The following is a 16,524-nucleotide window of genomic DNA, read 5'->3' as shown; positions in this document are numbered from 1 at the left end:
GGCGCGCTGTCCGTTAGCCGATACTAGTAGGACTTCGCTAGGTGACTCCGGATAGGTGTTGTGTGACGTTGGGTGTGGGGTTGAAGGGTCGTTGGCAGGTGGGGCAGGCGCCGGTCCAGACGGCGAGCAGGGCCTGGAGGGTGCGGAGGACTCCGTAGAGGGTCAGGCCGGCGCAGGGACTTTTGGGGTTCGTCTCAGCTGGGTGCAGAGGGCTTGGGCGACCCTGACGAGGGTGACGTGACGGTGCCAGCCGGCGAAGGTTCGGCCCTCGAAGTGGTCGAGGCCGAGGCCGTCTTTCAACTCGCGGTAGTCGTGTTCGATCCGCCAGCGGATCTTCGCGAGACGGACAAGATCGCGCAGGGGGATGCCGGTGGGCAGGGTGGACAGCCAGTAATCGGTGGGTTCGGGCTGGCCGACTGGCCATTCGGCGAGCAGCCAGCAGACGGGCAGGCTCCGGTCGGGGTTACGGGTGATGTTCCGGCCCGCGGGGCGGACCCGGAGCGCGAGGAAGCGGGACCGCATCCCCGCGGTCGGGTTGGCCGGGGTCCGGTGGGTGCCGTGACGCCAGGTCACAGACCGGCCGGCGCGGCGGCCGGCGGCCATGACCAGGGATTTCAGATCGCGGGGCGGGTCGGGGTAGGCGGGTGTGGGCCGCCGGCTGTTTCCCGGGTAGGGGGCGGTGACCGGCACCGCGTCGGCCGGGTAGGCGGTCGCGGTCGGCTTCACCGCCAGCACGTAGGGGATGTTCCGGTCGGTCAGCCCCTGGCGGAAGGCAGCGGCGTCGCCGTAGCCGGCGTCCGCCACGACCGGCCGCACAGGCATGCCCCAGCCGGCCAGTTCGTCGATCATGTCCAGGGCGAGCCGCCATTTCTCCCGGTGCCGCGCCTTGTCGGGGATCGCGGCCCGTTCCCGCCGGGCCCGGGCGGCGGCGACCTCGGTCGGGTCGGTCAGGGTGGTGTCGTCCCAGCAGGTCGGGAGGAACAGCCGCCAGGCCACCGCGGCTGACGCCCAGTCGGTGACCGCGTGCACGGACACCCCGATCTGACAGTTCCCGACCTTGCCCAGGGTGCCGGAGTACATCCGGGCCACCCCGGGGGAGGCGGCCCGTCCTTGGGAAAGCCGGTGTCGTCCACGACCAGCGCGACCGGGTCGCAGAACCCGGCCGCCCAGCCCGTCAGCCGCCGCCGGACCTGGCGGTAGTCCCAGGTCGAGCTGGTGACGAACTGCTGCAGCTGCTGAGGGTCCACCCCGAGGCGGGCGGCCATCGGGACCATGCTCTTGCGCTTGCCGTCGGTCAGCAGCCGTTGCATAAGAGCGCCCGATAGCGGCGCTCATGCCGCCTCACCTTGCGGTGAGGCACTCCCGGTCTGACCGGCCGGAGCCGTACCGGGTTCCCGTTTCCCAGCCGCCCGCCCCGCGGACGGGGTCTTACGGTCGGCTCCACGGGCGTTTACTGTCTCCGACGTACTGGCGGCGACGAGGTTGGACAGGTTGACCGCGGCGTTCAGGTCGCGGTCGCCTACCAGCCCGCAGGACTGGCAGGCGAAGATACGGTCCGACAGGGTGAGGCCTGGGTTTCGCCAGCCGCAGTCGGAACAGGTCTTCGAGCTTGGATACCAGCGGTCCGCGACACAGAAGTTCCAGCTCGCCCTGATGAACGGCCAAAAAATCCAGATGAAAACGACGGAATCCGCACCCGATGAATTAACGGAGGACGAAACTGCGGCATCGGTGGCCAACCGCACCCAGGACGCCGGCGGCCTCCAACACACGATCCATATTCTCGAAGGAGTAGCCGCTGACGGCAAAAATTGGATCCGCCGCATCGAGTCCGCTTGCTATTCTCGGAATTCGCACATCATGCAAAATTCATCAGGCCGATGACTGGCAGTTACGGCGCTCCGTGCCATGGAAATCAAGGATGGGTCTCCTCCATCCACTCGCGGAAGCGACGGACCCGCTCCTGATGGTTCGCTTTTCGGGGCTTCGTGGCATCTGTGCACGGGCTTGACTCAGGAGCACCACACTTTGGGCACGCGACGAGCCTGGCCCGCTCGACGGTCACCGGATCAGAGGAGGACCCGCCTGCGCGCTGGCGCCACTCGTCACGCTGCCGTTCGTACTCGGCCAGGGCCACTCGATACCGACCCTCGTGGATGAGGGACACACGCGGTGCGGGTGGGATGTACGACGCAGGTGGCTTCCACTCCGGATCGTGCCCGATCTTGGCGATGATCCGCGAGATCGGACCGTCATAGTCACTTCCGACGGCAGTCACGGTGCCTTCGAAGGGTCCAGGACCATGGATCTTGGGACTGAGCCAGTTCTCGGGCAGGAGTACAAGGTCCCCCGGCACGAGGGGCTCAGCACCGTCCCACAGATAGGCATAGTTGCCCACCTTGACCTTCATCGCCACGACGGCCCTCCTCGTCTGGCTCTGCCGCTCCTCGGATCTAGGTGTCGCGCCGGTACGGTACCGACAGTGCGTGGGTATTCGCGCGCGTTTCGTAGCATTACCGACGGGAAGCAAGACATCCGATGCACAGGCCGGAACTCGATCAACCAACGAACCACCTTGCAGCCATGATCGCAGTGGGCAAGGTCGAAGGTGGCGCGGTCGTACTTCGTCGCGATCGGTCCCCTGCCGGCCGAGCGGAGGTGCTGGGGCACGTTCGCGATCTCGTAGCGCCCCCGCTCACGCCTGGCGATCCGGCCACCGAGACGGGTGAAGGCCGCCTTGAACGCCAGCTCGACGTAGTGCGGCTGGAGCCTCTTGGCCCGGGCCTCATCCATCGCTGCGCGGAGCCGCTGGAGGTCGGCCTCGGCGAGGTGCTCTGAGGCGAGCGCCCGCTCGTCGAGCAGGTCCTTGAGGCCATCGCCGACGCTGGCGTCGATGACCTCGTGCATCTTCGCCTTCACGTCGGGGCGCTCGCCGTACTGGATGGCGTCGAGCAGGAGGGCGCGCAGCGGGGTCTCGGTGAAGGCTTCACCGAGGACGTCGAAGACCTTGCCGCCGTAATCCTGGCGCATCTGGTCGAGCTTGGCCAGTAAACGGGTGAAGACTTCACCCTCCCGCGTGTTGGAGGCCACGAGGTTCCACAGTCGGCAGACCTTGTCCTGGCCGATGCGGTGGATGCGGCCGAAGCGCTGCTCGATGCGGTTGGGATTCCACGGCAGGTCGTAGTTGACCATCAGATGGGCAGCCTGGAGGTTGAGGCCCTCCCCAGCCGCGTTGGTCGCCAGGAGGATCTGGACGTCGCGGTTCTTGGTGAATTCCTCGGTGATCTGGCGACGCTCGCCGCGGCGGACGCCGCCGTGGATCGCCCTGACCGCGTCGGGCTTGCCGAGCAGCGAGCCGATCCTGGCCCGGAGGTAGTCGAGGGTGTCGCGGTGCTCGGTGAAGATGATGAGCTTGCGCGGCCAGCCGTTGGCGTCGGCGGTCAGCACCTCGTCCTGGAGGATGTTCGACAGCTCGGTCCACTTGCGGTCGGTGCCGGCGTCGCGGACGATCTTGGCGGTCTTCACCAGCTCGGCCAGCTCGATCAGCTCGGCGTTGAGTTCCTCGACGGTCTGCGCTGCGGTGGCAGCGTCGAGCAGGTCCTCCTCCAGCTCCTCGATCTCCTCGGCGTTGTACCCGTCCTCGTCGATCTCGCCCAGGTCGACGGTCGGCTCGGACTCGCGGTAGGTGCCGTTGAGGATCTCCTGCCGTTTGCCCTCCAGGCGCTCGGAACGGCGGACGAGGCTCTTGTAGATCGCCTCCGGGCTGGAGGCGAGTCGCCGCTGGAGAACGGTGAGCGCGAAGCCGACGGTGTTCTTGCGCTTGCCGCCGAGCCGGTCGGCCCGGTTCATCCCCTCGCGGACGTAGTGGGTGACGTCCGCGTAGAGGGCGTACTCCAACGCGGTCAGCTCGTAGGGAACGGTCTCGGCGACACGTTCGGGGAAGAGGTTCTTGCCCTCGAAGGTAAGCAGCTCCTCCTTGACCAGGCGGCGCATGATCCCGCTGGTGTCCGTGGTCTTCTTCTGCCGGCCCTCGAACCGGTCCCTGTCGAGCAGGGTGAGGAAGAGCTGGAAGTCCTCCTCCTTGCCCGAGTGCGGGGTCGCGGTCATCAGCAGCAGGTGGCGGGTGATCTCGCCGAGGAGCTCCCCGAGCTGGAAGCGCTTGGTCTTCTCCAGCTTGCCGCCGAAGTAGTGGGCGCCCATGCGGTGGGCCTCGTCGACGACGATCAGGTCCCACTCGGTCTCCCTGAGCTGGGCCCGGAGCTGCTCGTTGCGGGAGAGCTGATCCATTCGTGCGATGAGGAGCGGGTTGGTCTCGAAGACGTTGAGGTTGACCTGGGAGTCCATGAGCTGGTTGGTCAGCAGATCGAAACGGAGGCCGAACTTGAAGAAGAGCTCGTCCTGCCACTGCTCCACGAGCCCGCCGGGCGCGACGATGAGGCACTGCTTCACGTCGTCGCGCAGCAGCAGCTCCTTGAGGTAGAGGCCAGCCATAATCGTCTTGCCGGCGCCGGGGTCGTCGGCGAGCAGGAAGCGCAGCGGGGTACGCGGGAGCAGCTCGCCGTACACCGCGCGGATCTGGTGCGGGAGGGGCTGCACGTCGCTGGTGGCGACGGCGAGCATCGGGTCGAAGAGCCCGGCCAGCGAGATGCGCTGCGCCTCGGCCACGAGTTTGAAGTCGCTGGCGTTGGCATCGAAGGCGCGGCTGCCGGTCTGGGCGACGCTGAGCTTGTCCTGGTCCTTGCGGAACACGACCTGCTGGCCGAGGCCGCCGGCGGCGGTCTTGTAGGTCAGTTCGAGCGCGTCGGAACCGTGCCATTGCGCGGCAATGACCGTGACGACCTCGGCGGGGATGAGCCCGTCGACGCGCAGCCCTGGCTTGAGTCCTTCCAGCAGCACGACTGACCTCCCGATAGACAGCCGACCAACGCTACTGGAGCGGTCCGACAGTCCGATTCGCGGACCCGGATCCCGGCCACCGACACGCTGGCGGACCGGGGCGGGCTGCGCCCGCACCCCCGGCAGCCACGCCAGGCGCCAGCGACGGACCTGCCAGCTTCCTAATTCCGCAGGCACGCCGCTGTCCGGCGCAGAGACGGGATGGCGGTGGGCCGGGTTCGGAGTGGCAATCTTGGCCGCACTCGCCGAACTGGCTGCCGTCCTGCGGGACGAACACGCTAGCGACGATCCAGCCGTGGCGTCACCCTGTAAGAAGCGAGTAACGCAGACCGATGCCCACCGGAGACATCGGCAGGCGCGGAGGGGAGATCGCTCGATGTCGGCACAGATACTCACGCTGGATGGCGAACGGCAGACGCTCTCGGACGAGACGGTCGAGGAGATTCGCGCGATCTTCCGCGGGCAGGTTCTGACGTCGGACGACCTGGGGTATGACGACATCCGGGTCGTCCAGAACGCCATGCTCGACCGCAGACCCGGTCTGATCATCCGATGCACCGGCACCGCCGACGTCGTCGACGCCGTCAGCCTCGCCTACAAGCGGGACCTGCTCGTCGCTGTCCGCGGCGGCGGCCACAGCATCGCCGGGACCTGCACGGCCGACGACAGTTTGATGATCGATCTGTCGATGATGCGGGGTGTCTGGGTCGACCCGGATCAGCGACGTGTGCGGGTGGCGGGTGGTGCGACCTGGGGCGACGTCGACCGTGAGACGCAGCTGTACGGGCTCGCGGTACCTGGCGGGGTCGTGTCGACCACGGGCGTCGCGGGTCTGACACTCGGTGGCGGAATCGGCTGGCTCCACCGCAAGTACGGTCTGGCCTGTGATGCGCTGCGCGCCGCCGAGGTCGTGACAGCCAGCGGCAAGATCATACGGTGCGACGGGACCGAACATGAGGACCTGTTCTGGGCGTTGCGTGGCGGGAGCGGCAACTTCGGTGTGGTGGTGTCCTTCGAGTTCGAGGCCTATCCGTTGGGCCCGATGGTCTGGAATAGCATGATCGTTCACCCGGTCGATGCCGTTACCGAGGTGCTTTCCCGCTGGCAGGACTGGACGTCCACCGTCCCTGACGAGGTCACCAGCCGTGCCCTCCTGTGGTCGCTGCCGGATGCACCGACGCTCCCGCCCGCCGTGCACAACCGCGACGTGCTCATCACGGCCGCCCTGTATGCCGGCACCCCGGACGAGGGTCAGCGAGCGTGCCGGGCGCTTTCCGGGTTTGGCGCGCCGCTTGCCGATATGAGCCAGGCCCGGTCGTACCGGACAGCGCAATCCTCCCTCGATCCCTTCTTCCCCAAGGGTGGGCTCCAGAGTTACTGGAAGTCCGTCTACCTGGACAGACTCGATGAGGACGCGACCACGTTCGTGGCGCGCATCAGCCACGACCGCCCGCACCCGACGACGATGGTGCACCTGCCTCTCCTGGGAGGGGCCATGTCACGTGTAGGGACAACCGAAACCGCGTTCGGTGACCGCAGCGCTCGGTACCTGCTGAGCATCGACGGAAACTGGCTGGACCCCGCCGAAGACGACGCAAACATCCGCTGGGTGCGCAATGCCTACGGCGAGGCCGTCAGGCTTCGGGCCGCATCGGGCACTTACCTCAACTTCGGCGGCGACGCGGATCTCGACGACGCCGACCGGGCACGGGCCTGGGGGCGCAACGTCGAGCGGCTGCGGCGAGTGAAGCGCACCTATGACCCGGAGAACCGCTTCCGGCTCAACCCCAACATCCCCCCCGCCGAAAGCTGAGCCGGCGCTGGGGCTGGGGCTGGGGCTGGGGCTGATGACCGTCCCCACCTTTCGGGCGATCTCCTCACGCATCTGACGGATCGACGCCACCGCATCACTGTCCGCGAGAATCTCCAGGGTCTCCTGTAGGCTCTCCCGCTCGTCCACCGAGACGACCGGCCAGGCTCGCTGGCGCGCCGTGGCCCACACGGCGCACAGTTCTTCATCCTCGGTCGTGGGCGAGGCGGACGTTGTAACGGGCATCCGAGGCTTGGCGTTCCGTCCCCGCGCGAGCGCACAAGGACGGAACACTTGTCTCTAAAAGATCTCCTCACCGACCGCAGGGATTCCTGCGATCGATGCCTGTTTTATTGGAATCTCAGCGACAGACCCTGACCGTGCGCGGGGGAATCCAGGTCCGGTGTCCATGCCTCCAGACCCAGTGACCGCTCATATGGCGCCAATAACAATGTACATCACTGCGATGGACCGCGCCAGGCGCGCTTCTCGGCGGAGAAGCCATCGAAGGAGCCGCAGACAAAATTGTCCCGAGCGCAACGATCACAACCATCAGAAAATACTTCGGGCTTTTCCTGAGCGCCATTTCCGCCCCCTCCAGTGTCGCACCGCCATCTCCTCGGGGAAGTTCCCCACTGGATTGCGAGCCAGAGATACCCCCGCCATCGGGCTCTAATCCTTTCACCAATGACGTGAATCGCAGCAATCTCCAACGTAATCGACGGCGATTTGCCGTGATCGATAGTTCATGGTTTGTGACCTACTGGGTAGGTAGAAGCAGAGCCGGTGTCCGGCGGCGAGCATGTCGATCAGTTCGCGGAGTAGGTGAGGCATCGAGGTGCTGGTCCAGGCCTGCCAGACTCGGCCGTCGCTTCAGCCACCGACGACCCCGCAGACTCCCGTCTTCCCCAGCAGTGTCACTGGTAGCCGGTCACCCGCCGTTCACGCGGTAGCATGGTGGGCGATACTGGGCGGTGTGACGAGCGACGGACAGACCGGGCCGGCAGCCGGCGGTGATGCGCCGCCCCGGCAGCCGTTCGCGCACCTGAGCGCCCCCAACGCGGACGTCTACCGGGAGGTGCTGACGACGTTCGCGCGGGCGCGGGACCGGTTCATCGTCCACATGCGCCCCGAGGACGTGATCGCGGATCTGGGGCGGCCGGGGCAGACCGAGTCGATCGTCGCCGCGCTGGACAAGCTCGTTGAGTGGGGCAACCTGCGGGCCGACCCGGACACCGGCCGGGTGACCACGGTGGCGGACTTCCACCGGGCGCGCTACCTGTACCAGCTGACCCCGGCCGGGCAGGCGGCCGAGGAGGCGATCGCCGTCTACGAGGTGGCGATCGGCCGCCGGGGCGCCCTGCAGTCGGTGGCGCTGGAGGACATCGCCGCCCAGCTGCGCGCCCTGGTGGAGATGACGGCCGGCGACGCCGCCGATCTCGACCCGGCGAAGGTACACCTGCTGCTGCTGGGGCTGGCGGAGCGGTTCACCGGACTGGCCGACAACGCTCAGGCGTTCATGACGTCCCTCCGCCGAGTGATCGACTTCTCGGACGGTGACGTGGACGCGTTCCTCGCCTACAAGCAACGGCTCATCGACTACATCAACCGGTTCATCGCCGAGCTGGCGAACCGGGGCGCGGAGATCGCCACCCTGCTGGGTCAGGTCGAGGGGGCCGGCGTCGAACGCCTGCTGCTACTCGCGGCCCGTCGGGAGGCGACCGACGCCGTGCCCGACGTGCCCGAGGTATCCGGCTCCGGGGCATCCGGCTCCGGGGCATCCGGCTCCGGGGCATCCGGCTCCGGGGCATCCGGCTCCGGGGCATCCGATTCCGGCCGGACCGGAGCCGGGCGAACCGACGCTGAGCGGATTCGGACCGCCTACGACGCCGCGGTCGCCGCGGCCCTGGACGGCTGGCGCAACCGCTGGCGCGGCCTGCACGACTGGTTCGTGTCGGCGGATTCGCGCCGTCCCTCCCAGGCACGGTTGTTGCGGGGCGCGGCTATCACCGCGATCACCCAGCTCATCGATACCGTCGCCGCACTCAACGAGCGCCGTACCGGCCGTTCGGACCGGTCGGCGGACTTCCGCACGCTCGCTCGCTGGTTTGCCGAGGCTCCTGACGACGCGGCGGCCCACCGGCTGTGGCGGGCCGCATTCGGCCTGGCCTCGGCCCGGCATCTCACCGTCAGCCAGGAGACCGTCGCCGCCTGGCAGGAGGACGAGCCGACACCGAACACGCCGTGGCAGGATGCGCCGCCGATGCGGATCAGCCCGCAGCTACGCCGGACCGGTTCCTACGAGCGGCGCGGAACGCCGAACCGGGTCACGGACCGCGCGCGGCAGCGGCGGCTGCTCGCCGAGCAGGCCGCGCGGGAGGCGGAGCAGGCCGCGTCCGCTCGGGCCCGGCTCGCCACCGACGGGCCAGTGCTGCTGTCCCAGCTCGGCGTCCTGGACCGGCAGGCGTTCCGGCTGTTCCTCGGCCTGCTCGGGGACGCGCTCGCCGCCAGGCTGGCGGGCGATACCGAGGTGGAGACCACGTCCAGCGACGGCACGGTCCTGATCCGCCTCACCCTCGTCCCCGGCGGGGGGGTGGCGCGGATCGAGACCGAGGATGGCGTCCTGGACGGCCCGGAACACACCGTCGAGATCGTCGACCTGGCCGGTGCGGCATCGCGTCCGGCGGCCTGGAACGACCTGAACGACCTGAACGACTGGAGCGACTCGAACGACAGGAATGACCGAAACCGGCAAAACGATCTGAATGGCCGGATGGACGGCCTCGCTCCGGTCGTACTCGCCGGTGGGCCGGACCGGCTCGAGCTGCTGGAGACCGGACGGGTGTCCGGATGACGGCGGACTCGGTCGCCGAGGAGAACCGGGCCGCGCGGCGCAGGGCCCTGCGCGCGCTGCTGGCCGGGCCGCTACGCACCGCCGGCGCGGACGACGAGGTCCTGCGGCTGGTCCGCCGGCACGCGTCCGAGCTGCGCGAGTGGCTCGCCGCCGAAACCGGCTGGCGGCTGGTCGTCGACGCCGAATCGGCGCGGCTGTTCAAGACGGCGGCGACCATCCAGGACGACACGCACCCGGCGCGGGAGGGGAAGGGCCGAGCGCCGTTCGGGCGGCGCCGCTACGTCCTGCTGTGCCTCGCGCTGTCAGTGCTGGAGGGGGCGGACACCCAGATCACCCTCGGCCGGTTGGCCGAAGGGGTGCTGGTCGCGGCGAGCGACCCGGAACTGGCCCGCACCGGGGTCACCTTCACCCTCAGCCGCCGGGACGAACGTTCCGACCTCGTGGCGGTGGTCCGGCTGCTGCTCACGCTCGGCGTGCTGGATCGGGTCGCCGGCGAGGAGGACGCCTATCTGCGCGACAGCGGCGACGCGTTGTACGACGTACGCCGCAGGGTGCTCGCGTCGCTGCTGACCGGTACCCGCGGCCCGTCGACCATCGACGCCGACGACATCGGGGCGCGGCTCGCCGAGCTGACCCACGAGCCCGTCCCCGACACCGACGACCTGCGCAACCGGTCGCTTCGCCGCCGGTTGACCCGCCGGCTGCTCGATGATCCCGTCGTCTATTACGACGAGCTCGCCGAGGACGAGCGCGCCTACCTGATCAGCCAGCGCCGGGCGATCACCAGACGGATCGAGGACGCCACCGGTCTGATCGCCGAGATGCGCGCGGAGGGAATCGCGATGGTCGACCCCGACGACGAGCTCACCGACGTACGGATGCCGGAACAGCGCACCGACGGCCACGTGACCCTGCTAGTCGCCGAGTATCTCGCCACCCGGCCGGATCCCGCGGAGCCGGTGCCGGTCGGCCGGCTGCGTGGATACGTTCGGAAGATGGCGGCCGAGCATTCCACCTACTGGCGGCGGGGCGTCACCGAACCGGGTGCCGACGCCGAGCTGCTCGCCATGGCGCTGGACAAGCTGCGCGCGCTGCGGCTGGTCACGGACGTGCCGGGCCGGGCCGGCGAGCCGCCGGCAGTGCTCGCCCGGCCCGCGATCGCGCGCTACGCCGTCGAGGCGCCGACGATCCACGACGGCCGGGCGGGCGGCGCCGGCCCGGTCAGAAGCGGTCCGGCCAGAAGGAAGAAGACGAGCCGCCGATGAGCACCTCGACCCGCATGCCCGCGACACCGGCACCGGCCTCGATTCCCGCACCGGCACCGGCGTCGGCCTCGATTCCCGTACCGGCCCGGGAGGACCGCTGGCAGCCGCTGCGCGCCGGCCTGGTCGACCTCTTCTACTACGACGTGGAAGAGTTCCACTTCCACGACGGGCGGCTGCTGCTGCGGGGCAACAACGGTACCGGCAAGTCGAAGGTCCTGGCGCTGACGCTGCCGTTCCTGCTGGACGGCGAGCTGGCCGCGCACCGGGTCGAACCGGACGGTGACCGCAACAAGCGGATGGAATGGAACCTGCTGCTGGGCGGCCGGCATCCGCATCCCGAGCGGCTCGGCTACACCTGGCTGGAGTTCGGCCGGCTGGGCGGTGACGGCATCCCCGAGTACCGCACGATCGGGGCCGGCCTGAAGGCGGTCAGCGGGCGCGGCATCGTCCGGCACTGGTTCTTCGTGACCCGCCAGCGGATCGGTCCGCAGCTGTCCCTGGTCAGCCCGACCCGGGTGCCACTGACCAGGGACAAACTGAAAGAAGCCGTCGACGGCCACGGCGCGGTGTACGACACCGCGTCGGACTACCGCCGTGCCGTGGACGAAGCGCTGTTCGGTCTCGGCGGGCACCGGTACGAGGCCCTGGTCAACCTCCTGATCCAGCTACGCCAGCCGCAACTGTCCAAGAAGCCCGACGAGAAGCTGCTCTCCCGGGCGCTCACCGAGGCGTTGCCGCCGCTGGACCCCGCGCTCGTGGTCATCGTGGCCGAGGCGTTCCGGGGTCTGGACGAGGAACGGGAGACGCTGCGCGCCCTCGCCGAGGCGGAAACGGCTGCGCAGGCATTCCTGACCCATTACCGCCGGTACGCCCGAGTGGCCGCGAAGCGGTACGCCGCGCCGCCGCGGCAGGCGCACAGCCGCTACGAGCAGCACGGGCGGGATCTCGCCGAGGCCGACGCCGCGCATCAGGCGGCGGTCGAGGCCCTGACGGCCGCGCAGCAGGCGCTCACCGAGGTGGAGGAGGCGAAGGCCACACTGACCGCCCGGCGGGACGCGCTGCGGGACAGCCCGGAGATGCGCGACGCGGCGGCGCTGCGGGGCGCCGAGGAGGATGCCGGGCGGCTCGCCCGGTTCGCCGCCCAGCGGGAGCGGGACAGCCGGGCCGCGGCCGAGGCTGCCGGCGACCGGAAGCGCCGGCTCACGGGTGCGGAACGCACGGTCCAGGCCGACGCGGCGGGCTTCGACGCCGCGGTCCGGGCCGCCGGGCTGGCGGCCGAGGCCGCCCTGGTCACCGGCCGGCACGCCGCGGTACTCACCGAGCTGGACGGCGGGGAACCGCCGTACCGCGACGCCCGGCGATCCGCCGAGGCCCTGGTCGGGCAGCAGGGCACCGCCGTGAACCGTCTCGACGGGTTGCTGCGCGCGGCGGCCGACGCCGGCGTGGCGCTGCGCGCGGCCCGGGACGACCTGGACCGGATCACTGCCGAGCAGCAGGCCGCCGCCGAGCGGATCGCGGCGGCCGAGGACCTGACCGCCCAGCGCGGGGCGGGCCTCGTCGTGGCCTGCACGGCCTACCTGGCCGGCTGCGCGTACCTGCGGCCGGCCGACCCGGACGCCGCGCTGGCGGCCCTGGCCGGCTGGGTGGACACACTCGACGGGTCCAACCCGGTCGCCACCGCGGTGGACGGGGCGGCGCGGCTGGCCACCGCCGACCTCGGGCGCCGGCAGGCCGTCCTCGACGGCGAGCAGACGGCCGCCCGGCGGGAACTCGAACGGCTCGCCGAGGAGATCGAGCGGCTGGCGGCCGGTGGCCACGACTCGCCGCCGGCCCCGCACACCCGCGACGAGCACGGGCGGGACGGCCGGGACGGCGCCCCGCTGTGGAAGGTCGTCGACTTCGTCGACGGCGTGCCCGACGAGCACCGGGCCGGAATCGAGGCGGCGCTGGAGGCCGCCGGGATCCTCGACGCCTGGGTCGGCCCGGACGGGCGGCTGCACGACCCCGTCAGCGACGACGTTCTGGTCACGCCCGGGCGGCCGGCGCCGGGGGGTGGGCTGGCCGCGGTGCTCACGCCGGCGATCGACCGCGACGACGCACGCGCGGCCCGGCTGAGCGACACCGCGGTCGCCGCCGTCCTCGCGACGATCGGCCTGCGCGGCGGGCCCGGCCCGGCCGGCGGCTCCTTGGTCCACGGGCCGGCGGCCAACGGGACGACGGCCAACGGGACGACGGCCAACAGGACCTCGGGCACCGAGACCTGGGTCACCGTGGACGGCCGGTTCGGTAACGGGGTCCTGACCGGCGGTTGGCGCAAGGAAACCGCCGGCTACATCGGTGAGGGTGCCCGCGAGGCGGCCAGGCGGGTCCGGCTCGACCACCTGCGCGCCGATGCGACCCGGATCGAGCTACGGCTCGAAGAGCTGGCCGCGGCCGCCGCGGAGCTGGCCGACCGGCAGCTCTCGCTGGCCGCCGAGCACGGGGCCCGGCCCTCCGACGGCGACCTGCGCGAGGCGCACGCGCAGCTGGCCACGGAGCACAAGGCCAAGCGGCGGATCGACGCCCAGCACCAGGAGGCGGCCGCTGTCGCGGCCCGCCGGCAGCAGGCCGCGGGTGAGGCGCGGGCGGCGGCCGAGGAGTTCGCCGGCGACGTGCGCCTGCCCGCGGAGCCGGCCGCGCTGGCCGACGTCCGGGACGCCCTGGGTGACTACCGGGCGGAGCTGGCCGCGCTGTGGCCGGCGGCGGAATCGCTGGACCGGTCCCGCCGCGCGGCGACCGAGGCGGAACACGAACTCACCCTCGCGCTGGAACGCCAGGAACAGACCGCCGAGGCGGTCGCCGAGGCGCAGACGCAGGCCGACGCGGCCGCCGAACGTCACCGGGTCCTGGTCGAGACGGCCGGCGCCGCCGTCGACGAACTGTTCCGCAAACTGGCCGCCGTCGACACCGAACTCGACCGGTGCGGGCAGCGGGAGAAGCAGGCCCGGGCCGCCGAACGGGATGCGCTCGACGCCCGGGGCCGGGCTCACGGCCGGCGTGAGACGTTGCGGGAGGCGATCACCACCGCCGCGGCCGAACGCGAGGCGGCTGTCGCGAGGCTCCGGGCGTTCGCGGCCACCGGCCTGCTCGCGGTCGCCGTCCCGGACCTGGAGATCCCGGACCCGGCTGCCGGCTGGGCACCGTACCCCGCGATCACGCTCGCCCGGGCGGTCAACGCCGCCCTCGACGACGTCGACGACACCGACCGCCGGTGGGAGCTGGCGCAGCAGCGGGTGTCGGCCGAGCACAAGGTTCTCACCGACGCGCTGTCCCGGCACGGCCACTCGGTCGGGATGGTCGTCTCCGACGGCGTGATCGTGGTCGACGTCCTGTTCCAGGGCCGCAAGCAGGACATCCCGGCCCTGGTCGCCGCGTTGGAGACGGAGACCGGGCAGCGGGCGATGCTGCTGTCCGCGAAGGAACGCGAGATCCTGGAGAACCACCTTGTGAACGAGGTGGCCGGCGCCCTGCAGGAACTGATCAGCGACGCCGAGGGCCAGGTTCGCCGGATCAACACGGACCTCGCGCAGCGGCCCACGTCGACCGGCATGCGGCTGCGGTTGCAGTGGCGGGTCGCGCGCAGCGCCCCCGAGGGGCTCGGCGCGGTGCGCGACCGGTTGCTGCGGCAGACGGCCGACGCCTGGAGCCCCGCCGAGCGGACCGCCGTCGGCGCGTTCCTCCAGGAGGAGATCAACCGGGAGCACAGCGCGGACACCACCGGCGGATGGGCCGAGCAGTTGACCCGTGCCCTGGACTACCGCGACTGGCACGAGTTCGCTGTGCAGCGGTTCCAGGACGGTCAGTGGCGGCCGGCGAGCGGTCCGGCGTCCGGTGGTGAGCGGGTGCTCGCGGCGTCGGTGCCGCTGTTCGCAGCTGCCTCGTCGTTCTACGACTCCTCCGGCAACCGGCACGCACCCCGCCTGGTCGCCCTGGACGAGGCGTTCGCCGGAGTGGACGACGACTCGCGGGCCAAGTGCCTGGGTCTGCTCGCCGCGTTCGACCTCGATGTGGTGATGACCAGCGAGCGCGAGTGGGGCTGCTACCCGCAGGTTCCCGGCCTGGCGATCGCGCAGCTGTCCCGCCGGGACGGCATCGATGCCGTGCTCGTCACGCCGTGGCGGTGGGACGGGCACGAGCGCACCCGCGTCGACCGGCCGGTGCCCTACCAGCCCGAGCGGCCCGACCAACCCGACCAGCCCCAGCTACTCGACCAGCCCGACCAACCCGACCAGCCCCAGCCGCTCCGTCCGGCGCAGAGCGGCAACACCGAGCCCCTGCCGTTCGAGTGAGCGCGTCGTCGACCGGGGCCTCCCGCGGTACGGAAGCCGCCCGCGATGTGGAACGGCTGCGTCGTCTGCTGGGCGGTGAGCACACGGCGTGGCTGCTCGACCGGGTGCGGCGCAGGATCGAGCTGGGCCGGCCGCTCACCGGGACGGTCACCCTCGGCCGGGCCAGCGCGGACCAGCGGCGGGGGGTCGAGCGGCTGCTGGGCCGCCGGGCCGGCACCGGCGCCTCGCTGTCCGTGTCGTTGGACGAGGTCGACGCGGTGCTGCGGTCCAGCGGCGCCGCGCCGGACGGACTCGCCGCCGCCGTCCGCCAGCTCACCGGGGATGTCACGGAGCGGGCGGAGCTGGCCGCGGCGCAGTCACGAGCCTGGGCGCAGGCGCACCAGCCCCTGGACGACCTCCTCGCCCGGCGCCCCGAACTCACCCCCTGGCGGTCCTGGCTGGACAGCACCGGCCTGCTGCGCCGGCTGGCTGGCACCCCGGACGCGGCGGGGCCGCTGGCCGCCGACCTGCTCCGGGTGCTCGACGCGTTGCCCTCACCCGGCGTGGCGCTGGGCCGGCTGGCCGCCACCAGCACCGGTGACGCGCACGCGCTCGACGACGGCCGGCCGCTGGCGACGCTGGCCCTGGCGGCGGCCCGGGTACTGGGCGGATCCCACCCGGCGGGTGACGGCTCGGCCGCGGGCCGTCGCGCCGCGTGGGCCGCTGTCGGGGTGCACCGTGACGAACTGTCGTCCACGGTGCTCTGCCTGGGTCTGCCGGGCGGGGCGGACAGCCCGACCGGCCGGATCCTGGCCATCTGTCGCGAGGCGGGGGAGCCCTGCGTGCTCACTCTGCGCCAGGTCGGCCCGGGCCAGGACCGCGGCGACCTCGGGGTGGGCCTCGGAGTGGTGTACCTGTGCGAGAATCCGATCGTGCTGGCCAGCGCCGCCGACGAGCTGGCGGGCCGCACCCCGCCGCTGGTGTGCGTGAACGGCCAGCCGTCGGCCGCCGTCATCAGCCTGCTCGCGGCGCTCGCCGGCCAGGGCGCGCGGTTTGCCTACCATGGCGACTTCGACTGGGGCGGCATCCGCATCGCCAACGGCCTGCGGGAACGGATCGGCTGGCGGCCATGGCGTTTCGACGCCCGGTCCTATCAGGCGGCGCTGACCACGGTGACCGGCGGCGAGCTGGTTGGCCGGCCGGTCGACGCGGCCTGGGACCCCGACCTGCGCCCCGCGCTGGAGCACCATGCGATCAGAGTGGACGAGGAACTCGTCCTCGCCGAGCTGATCAACGACCTCGGCGCCCCACACGCCTGGTAACACTCGATAACACTCGGTAGATAAAGGCCAGGCGCTCAAGGGTGCGGCCGGTAGAGTCCCGGCGACACGC

6 protein-coding genes and 3 pseudogenes are annotated in these 16,524 nt (G+C 71.0%); 5 read left to right on the top strand and 4 right to left on the bottom strand.

The window, feature by feature from the left end; translation table 11 throughout:
* Positions 1–162 precede the first annotated feature (162 nt).
* The 4 genes and pseudogenes from FRANCCI3_RS05450 to FRANCCI3_RS05440 form a co-directional block, all read right to left on the bottom strand.
* Positions 163–1,310 (bottom strand): annotated as a pseudogene (locus tag FRANCCI3_RS05450) (IS701 family transposase); the annotation flags it as partial.
* Positions 1,311–1,331: 21 nt separating this feature from the next.
* Positions 1,332–1,631, bottom strand: a pseudogene (locus FRANCCI3_RS24185) (zinc ribbon domain-containing protein); the annotation flags it as partial.
* A gap of 284 nt (positions 1,632–1,915) precedes the next feature.
* Positions 1,916–2,410 (bottom strand): zinc finger domain-containing protein, encoded by a 495-nt coding sequence (locus FRANCCI3_RS05445; RefSeq protein WP_011435537.1) that lies wholly within the window; start codon positions 2,408–2,410, stop codon positions 1,916–1,918.
* Positions 2,411–2,586: 176 nt separating this feature from the next.
* Positions 2,587–4,896 (bottom strand): annotated as a pseudogene (locus tag FRANCCI3_RS05440) (DEAD/DEAH box helicase); the annotation flags it as partial.
* 376 nt (positions 4,897–5,272) lie between these two features.
* Here FRANCCI3_RS05440 and FRANCCI3_RS05435 point away from each other — a divergent pair.
* The 5 genes from FRANCCI3_RS05435 to FRANCCI3_RS05415 all read left to right on the top strand — a co-directional run bounded on the left by FRANCCI3_RS05435 (position 5,273) and on the right by FRANCCI3_RS05415 (position 16,454).
* Positions 5,273–6,709: an FAD-binding oxidoreductase gene (locus FRANCCI3_RS05435; protein ID WP_011435535.1), complete on the top strand. Its 1,437-nt coding sequence runs from the start codon at positions 5,273–5,275 to the stop codon at positions 6,707–6,709.
* A gap of 973 nt (positions 6,710–7,682) precedes the next feature.
* The gene (locus FRANCCI3_RS05430) at positions 7,683–9,560 is read left to right on the top strand and encodes a TIGR02677 family protein (protein WP_085949863.1); all 1,878 of its coding nucleotides are present in this window, start codon (positions 7,683–7,685) and stop codon (positions 9,558–9,560) included.
* Positions 9,557–10,825 carry a TIGR02678 family protein gene (locus tag FRANCCI3_RS05425; RefSeq protein ID WP_011435533.1) on the top strand — a complete coding sequence of 423 codons (1,269 nt, stop codon included), beginning with the start codon at positions 9,557–9,559 and terminating at the stop codon, positions 10,823–10,825. The genes FRANCCI3_RS05430 and FRANCCI3_RS05425 overlap by 4 nt, the downstream gene beginning before the upstream one ends.
* Positions 10,822–15,153: a TIGR02680 family protein gene (locus FRANCCI3_RS05420; RefSeq protein ID WP_011435532.1), complete on the top strand. Its 4,332-nt coding sequence runs from the start codon at positions 10,822–10,824 to the stop codon at positions 15,151–15,153. The genes FRANCCI3_RS05425 and FRANCCI3_RS05420 overlap by 4 nt, the downstream gene beginning before the upstream one ends.
* Positions 15,150–16,454 carry a TIGR02679 family protein gene (locus tag FRANCCI3_RS05415; RefSeq protein WP_011435531.1) on the top strand — a complete coding sequence of 435 codons (1,305 nt, stop codon included), beginning with the start codon at positions 15,150–15,152 and terminating at the stop codon, positions 16,452–16,454. Before FRANCCI3_RS05420 ends, FRANCCI3_RS05415 begins: the two co-directional genes overlap by 4 nt.
* The last annotated feature ends 70 nt before the right edge of the window (positions 16,455–16,524 follow it).

Source organism: Frankia casuarinae (genome assembly GCF_000013345.1).
In the GTDB taxonomy this organism is placed as follows: Bacteria; Actinomycetota; Actinomycetes; order Frankiales; family Frankiaceae; genus Frankia; species Frankia casuarinae.
The sequence above is the reverse complement of the archived record's forward strand: the minus strand, read 5'-3'. Positions and strand labels throughout refer to the sequence as shown.